This window comes from Bulleidia sp. HCP3S3_C9 (assembly GCF_052064035.1).
In the GTDB taxonomy this organism is placed as follows: Bacteria; Bacillota_I; Bacilli_A; order Erysipelotrichales; family Erysipelotrichaceae; genus Bulleidia.
Genome location: NZ_JBQHWJ010000071.1, coordinates 1 through 7404 on the forward strand (window position 1 = coordinate 1; position 7404 = coordinate 7404).

General features: G+C 36.0%; 5 protein-coding genes and 1 pseudogene. 5 read left to right on the forward strand and 1 reads right to left on the reverse strand.

The window, feature by feature from the left end:
• Window positions 1-216 precede the first annotated feature (216 nt).
• The 5 genes and pseudogenes from ACTND6_RS10020 to ACTND6_RS10040 all read left to right on the forward strand — a co-directional run.
• Window positions 217-1554: pseudogene (locus ACTND6_RS10020) on the forward strand ([FeFe] hydrogenase, group A); the annotation flags it as partial.
• A gap of 45 nt (window positions 1555-1599) precedes the next feature.
• A complete protein-coding gene (gene rbr / locus ACTND6_RS10025) occupies window positions 1600-2256 on the forward strand; it encodes a rubrerythrin (RefSeq protein ID WP_441023981.1) in 657 nt (218 codons plus the stop codon).
• A 174-nt stretch (window positions 2257-2430) separates the two neighbouring features.
• Window positions 2431-2598, forward strand: coding sequence for a Maff2 family mobile element protein (locus ACTND6_RS10030; RefSeq protein ID WP_441023972.1), 168 nt, complete (start codon window positions 2431-2433; stop codon window positions 2596-2598).
• Between the two features lie 259 nt (window positions 2599-2857).
• Window positions 2858-5713, forward strand: coding sequence for a glucosaminidase domain-containing protein (locus ACTND6_RS10035; RefSeq protein WP_441023974.1), 2856 nt, complete (start codon window positions 2858-2860; stop codon window positions 5711-5713).
• Between the two features lie 13 nt (window positions 5714-5726).
• The gene (locus tag ACTND6_RS10040; RefSeq protein ID WP_441023976.1) at window positions 5727-6878 is read left to right on the forward strand and encodes a PASTA domain-containing protein; all 1152 of its coding nucleotides are present in this window, start codon (window positions 5727-5729) and stop codon (window positions 6876-6878) included.
• A gap of 25 nt (window positions 6879-6903) precedes the next feature.
• On the opposite strand, the gene ACTND6_RS10045 is transcribed toward ACTND6_RS10040, so the two are convergent.
• Window positions 6904-7119 carry a hypothetical protein gene (locus ACTND6_RS10045; protein WP_441023978.1) on the reverse strand — a complete coding sequence of 72 codons (216 nt, stop codon included), beginning with the start codon at window positions 7117-7119 and terminating at the stop codon, window positions 6904-6906.
• Window positions 7120-7404: the final 285 nt, after the last annotated feature.

Below are 7404 nucleotides of genomic sequence, written 5' to 3' on the forward strand. Positions count from 1 at the left end.
CTTTTACCTCGCAGTTAAAGTGTATATCCAGCAATATGATTTTATTGTACTAAAAAGCGGACACTAAAGAGATTTCTGAACTTTTTTGAATCAGGTGGTCAGTTATGAAAACTTTTGACCTAAATACAGATGTTGCGATATAATGAAAATGTAATATTTGTATGCTTACAAACGGGTTTATAGTGTTGCCAATTTATATTTTTAGGAGGATAAACGATGAATCATTTACCTTTACATGTGCGTGTTCCAATCGAGGAAAATAATCCGAGTATTACTCGTTTGGAAGAAAAATGTATTAAATGCGGAATGTGTAAGGACGTATGTACAAATGCCATAGGTGTGCATGGTACATATACATTTGAGCAGACTTGTGGAGAGGCTGTGTGTATAAATTGTGGACAGTGTGCAAATGTCTGTCCAGTAGACAGTATTGTAGAAAAGTATGAATATTTGGATGTAAAGAGAGAGATTCAGAATTCGGAAAAGATTGTCATTGTAAGTACGTCACCATCCGTACGAGCTGCGCTGGGGGAAGAATTCGGTATGCCTGATGGCAGCTTTGTACAAGGGAAAATGGTTTCGTTGCTTAGAAAATTAGGCGTAAATTATGTACTTGATACCTGTTTTGCAGCTGACCTTACCATTGTTGAGGAAGCTAGTGAACTTATTGAGAGAGTGACCAAAAAAAACGCTCCCTTACCTCAGTTTACCAGTTGTTGTCCTGCATGGGTTAAGTATGTGGAAACATATTATCCGGAAATGATTCCGAATCTTTCATCAGCGAAAAGCCCTATCGGAATGCAGGGACCTACAATTAAGACCTATTTTGCTAAGAAGAAGGGTATAGATCCAAAATCAATTGTAAATGTGGCACTTACTCCATGTACTGCAAAGAAATTTGAAATTCGCAGAGATGAGATGAACGCTTCTGCTCATTATCTTGGTGTAGAGGGGATGCGTGACATGGATTACGTGATCACGACCAGAGAGCTTGCAAAGTGGGCAAAAGAGGAAGGAATTGATTTTGCCAGTCTTGAAGATGGTGAATATGACAATTTTATGGGAGAAGCATCTGGAGCTGGTATTATTTTCGGCAATACCGGAGGTGTAATGGAAGCTGCTCTCAGAACTGCTTACGAATTTATTACAAAAGAAAAATCACCGGAACAGTTATTCAACCTTACACCTGTAAGGGGATATGAAGGCGTCAAAGAAGCTACTTTAAAAGTTGGCGATTTAGATTTGAATATCGCTGTAGTATATGGTACAGCCAATGCCGGGAAAGTAATTGAGGGCATCAAGCAGGGAGAAAAACAATATCATTTTGTGGAAGTTATGACTTGCCCGGGCGGATGTATCGGTGGAGGCGGCCAACCAAAGGATATCATGAAGGATAAGGACGAGGTACGTAAAGCGAGAATTGCAAGTCTCTATACAAGGGATGAGGCGATGACACTCAGACGGAGTCATGAGAATCCAGAGATTATTCATCTTTATGAGGAGTTTTATGGAAAACCGTTAAGTGAATTGGCAGAAAAGATGTTACACACTTCTTATGAAGATAAGAGTGAAATATTAAATCGAAAAGGAGATATAAAAATGAGTAAATGGGTATGTAGTATTTGTGGTTATGTGCATGAAGGAGAGGCAGCACCGGAGCAGTGTCCATTATGTAAGCAGCCTGCATCTGTTTTCAAGAAGGTGGAAGAGTCACCTGCAAAGAGTAAGTATGCTGGAACAAAGACAGAGAAGAATCTTTGGGAAGCGTTCGCAGGGGAATCTCAGGCTAGAAATAAATACACTTATTTTGCTTCCGTAGCTAAGAAGGCCGGATATGAGCAAATTGCAGCATTATTCCTGCAGACAGCTGACAATGAGAAGGAGCATGCAAAACTCTGGTTTAAGGCGCTTGGTGAACTTGGAGATACCGCAGAAAATCTTCTTCACGCTGCAGAAGGCGAAAATGCAGAATGGACAGATATGTATGCTAGAATGGCTAATGAAGCGGAAGAAGAAGGTTTCCCGGAATTAGCCGCTCAGTTCAGAGGTGTTGCTGCGATTGAAAAACTTCATGAAGAAAGATATCGTGCACTTCTTAAGAATGTTGAAACTATGGAAGTGTTTAAGAAAAGTGGCATTACAATGTGGGAATGTCGCAATTGCGGACATGTTGTAGTTAGTGCAGAAGCTCCTGAAATATGCCCTGTATGTAATCATCCTCAGGCTTACTTTGAGGTAAGAAAAGAGAACTATTAAGATACCGTATTTATTTGATTAAAGACTATTTACAGTGTACAAAAATGTAAATTTACAAAACAGTTAGTCATATTCCAATTTATCAAACTGAATACATTTACATAGCCAGGACTGATTGATTATCAGTTCTGGCTATTTTTCTGCCCTTCTCCGACTGCAGGTGCACATTCAGCTTTGAGGAGGGTTTTCTTATATCTACATTTTCATTACAGATGGGCTGGTTATCCATCAACTATACTTCGGATCCGGGCAAAGGAGGACAAACTTATAGCATTTTTTAACAGTGCAGTCGGTGTACTGCAGACTCTGGTAGTAGCACTCGGTGCAGGTCTCGGTATCTAGGGCGCGATCAATCTTCTGGAAGGCTACGACAACGATAACCCCGAACCAAATGCTCAAGGTTTCTTTTTATGTTTATTGTGAAATTTTTGTGAAATTTTATCTGGAAAACTTAAAAAAATCAAAATGAAATTCTATACACTACATTTAAACTTATACATTATGTATAGGTTTTTCTTTATAATATTAGTGAGAATTTATCTTTATATTGGTTTTATATTGTCTTTTTAGATATTACATATGAAAAGAAAGGAGTCCAGGTATGAAGAATAGAAAGAAAAAGGTATTGCTATTGCCAATCGTTACAATGTTATTGACTCTATGCAATGGCTATGAAGTACAGGCAAAAGAATCCTATAGTGAATATTATCCAATGGGATGTAATGCATATGAAGTAGATACAGTGAATGATTCTGGAAACTTTGATCAGAAGGGATGCTTTGCATCATTTGCAGAAGCAAACAATGCAATGAAACAATTAGGTGATGATGCAGTTGTAAGACATGTAGCGTCGTACTCACCAAGCAAGATCATCGCAATGAATTCTGGGATTGCATATTCATATCCACAAAGAGAAGGTGGTATCACATTAGATGTAAAACAATATGGTACTGACAGTAAGTATGCAAAAACAACGTATATTGAAAAACATAGAGAAATCTTCTACACATCAACAGATTCCTATGATGGAAATGGAAATGGAACAATTCATGGAACAGTCAGTGGATTTGATTCTGTAATTTCATTAAAGAATGTTGATCTGGTTCCATTTAAATTTGTAAAAAATAATCTATCTATTTATTTAGGTGGAAACAGCATCAATGGTGAAGATCCTGTTCCTTTCTTGACAAAAGTTAGAACAAATACTTATACAGTTGAAAAAAATGGTAGCTATAAGGAATTACATTTTACAGCGTATAAAGGATGGGCAGTAGATGGAAAGGTACCAGGATATGCAGCTGATCTAATCATTGGCCCAGCAGCATCATGGATGAATGTTGGTACAACATACTATTCCAAGAATGATTATGATTTCTACAGTGATATGGAATGTAGAAACTATGTTGGTACTTATTATAATTACTACCAGTTCATGCCATTAAGACAAAAAAGTAATATTCCAGCCTCTGCATATAATACATTCTTGCAGGCAAATCAAGTTAATGGTTCTTCAAAGCTTTGGAATACAGGTGAAATGTTTGTTGAAGCACAAGAGAATTATGGCATCAATGCACTCTTATTATTTACACAGGCAGTACATGAATCTGGATGGGGAACTAGTGCATTAGCAATGAATAAAAACAATTTATTTGGATGGGGTGCATTTGACAGTAACCCAAATAACGCAGCTTCTTTTGCAAGCGTTGCGGAAGGTATCAATATTCATGCGGGAAAAAGTTTGAGAGAATATATCAATACAAGTGATGGACGTTTCTTTGGCTCTCACTTTGGAAACAAGGAAAGTGGTATTTCTGTGAAGTATGCTTCTGATGCATATTATGGATTGAAGATTGCTTCATTGGCATATCAGTTTGACAAGATCTATAACGATTATGATGGTAACTTGACAGAATACAACAGCTATCCAATTGGTGTGATCAAGAATTATGGTGATGCAATCTATGACAGTATCAATGGAAATGTCATGTATACAACGGAATATGGTGCTACATATCAAAGAAACTTTACAGTCACTGTTTTAGCAGAAAAAGATGGCTGGTATAAAGTTCAATCTACAGATTACTTAGAAAATGGAAAACAGCTGAATACCGCAAAGAGTGATTTTATTAAGTATGACTGGGATACAAATGTTGGGTGGATTGAAAAGAGCCACGTAGATCTGATTGCTGGATTGGATGTTGAAAGTGAACCAACAGAAATCATTGGTTCTGCAGTTGTGAATGTGCGTGGATTAAGAGTTCGTCAGGGTCCAGGCCTTGGATATGCGATGGTTGGCTATGCACAGGAAAATGGTGCATACAACGTATATGACTCTAAACAGGCAGATGGCTACACATGGTATCAGATTGGCAAGGGTCAATGGTTTGCTTCTAAAGATAACTGGGTAAGCTATTATCCAAAGCAGGAAGAAAAACCTGTAGAACCAGAAAAACCAGTGACACCAGAAACACCAACAACACCAGAAACCCCAAAGCAAGATGTTCCTTCTAAATTAGAAAACTGTGAAGTGATTGATACGCCACAGGAAAATAGAAGTTTATTGGCTGGTATTAATTCAGTGAACTATGATGAAACAAATCATACAGTAACATTAGACGGTTTAGCATTGTTCCAGGGAATCGATGCAATCGCAGGGAAAGTAAAACACGATTTACTATTAAGTGATCCTGTAAGCAAGAAATCAATTATTATTCCTTGCACAACTTCTAACAACAATGAGGATCTGTTTGGAGATGGACATACATATCAGGCAATCAACTTCAAAGTAACACTTGATCTGAATGACTTTGAAAACTGTAACTATAACTTAGGAATTCGAGTAACAAATGGGAATCAAGTTGGATATTATTCCTTCTTCATGAGTTCTTCAAAAGATAACCATTCCTATAAAAAGGAAGATGGTACATTGGTTAAGGTATTTGCTGATCCAATCGCAAACTATAGATATTCTATCAGTGCAGAAAAACAAAACATTGATATGAGTACAGTCAATAAGCCAAGTAATGTGACTTCTATGTTTGGAACAACAGATCTTTCATTGAATGATGGACATTTCAAGATGAGCGCATTCTCTGGAATTTATCTATCAGATTTTACAATGAATACAAATCCTGCATATGAAGTATTACTAGAAGATGAAAATGGAAATGTTACGAAGTTTGATACAACAAAATCAAATGAACAAATGGATATTACAGATTTTATGGATCGTAAGCATTCGTATACAGATTGTTGTTTTGATTTAGACGCAGATCTCTCAAAACTACAATCAGGTACATATAGAATATATATCCATGTAAAAACAAATCAGGTAGAAGATATCTTTGAAATGTATTCTCTACAGTCACAAAAAGATATTACAGCTTCTTATGAAGGTAGAACGTACACTTTATCTAAAACAAATGTAAGAAGCAGATATATCTTAACGATCCAGTAAAAGGAGATTATCAATGAAAAAAAGAAAGTTAAAAAAGAGTGTAAAAATTATTTTGTGTGGAATATTCATGGGTGTGATTTCCACAGCGACAACCATTGGCTTATTGGCAATGAATGGTTCTAGTGTAAAAGTGGTAAACTTTGTGAATCAGAAAAAATCAGACGTTGAAAAATGGAGAAAAGATAACGATATTGATACTTCACAAATCATTTATAAATATGAATACAATGAAGAAAAAGATAAGAATGTTGTATTGAAGCAATCTTTAAAAGCTGGTGAATCTTTGAATAATGATAATGATTTAAAGATTACATTATCCAATGGTGCAGATCCATCCGTTACATTTGAATTGCCAGATTTTACTGGTAAAAAAGAAGATGAAATCAAACAGTGGTTCAAAGATAAGAAATTTTCTAATGTAGTTTATAAATATGAAAAGAATACTGAAATTGAAGAAAACACATTTATCTCTATGGATCCTGCAGCTTCAACAACAGTGAAAAGATCTGATACAGTCACAGTAACAATCTGTGCTCCATTAGAAGGTGCTGAAGTGTCAATGATTGATATGTCAAGCATGAGTAAAGATGAAATCAATGGTTGGGCTGAAGAAAACAAGATTACAATCATTTATGATGAAGCCTATAGTGATAGTATTGACTCAGGTAAAGTTATCACAACATCAGTTGATGCAAATACAATTATTCATCAAGGTGATACAGTAACTGTCACACTTTCTAAAGGAAAGCAGAAAACAGAAGCTGAAGTGCAGCAGACACAGTCAACAAAACCTTCTGGCGATACAAGTGCAAGTGCAACAGATGAAACAAAAAAATCATCACAAGGATCTACTGTAACAACACAGACACCAACTACAAGTGGTAGTGGTGAAGTGGTTTCAAAACCATCAGAAACACAACCAGTTGTTCCACCAACAACAGAAGTTGAACAACCAAAACCACAATGTAAAAATCCAGTTCAAGCTTTATATAATGGAAAAAGTGGCGATGAAATTCAGGCGAGTCTAAGTACAAATGGATGTGCAGTGTATATTAATTATTATGATAATGAATCTAACAATCCTGACAGTATTTCTGGTGGTATTCATTCTTATACGAATAATGGTGACAGCCTATCTGTTAACGTATATAAGTCATGGAAGTAAAAAATCAACCCTCGTGGTTGATTTTTTAGATTGTTACTTTGATTGCGTGAGCACTGGATGCATCTAATGCATATACATGATTATTATGATGAATAATAAGAGAATCTCCATCATTCTGAATGACTTCAATGGTATCATCCAATGCAAAATGATATTGCTTTTTCAGAAATGTACCAACATCTCCAAGCAGCCATGTAATCGTACATTGCATTCCATTTTTCAGCTCTTCTAAATTATACATATGGTACCTCCATATATGAATTAATTAATCTATATCACTTGTTAGTTTAGTTAGTCTAGCTTTAATTCTAAAACTTTAATAAAATAGTACACATGAAAACAATTATCTGGGATTATAACGGAACGATACTCAATGATGTATCGATAGCAGTCAAGATTGAAAATGAAATGCTTCTAAGAAGAGCTTCCTGTAACATGTAAATGAGGAAGTGGAAAGGAAGAATGAAATTAAAAAGTACCAGTCGTAAAATTGAATCTGCTGATCTTGACCGGTTAGCTGAAACAA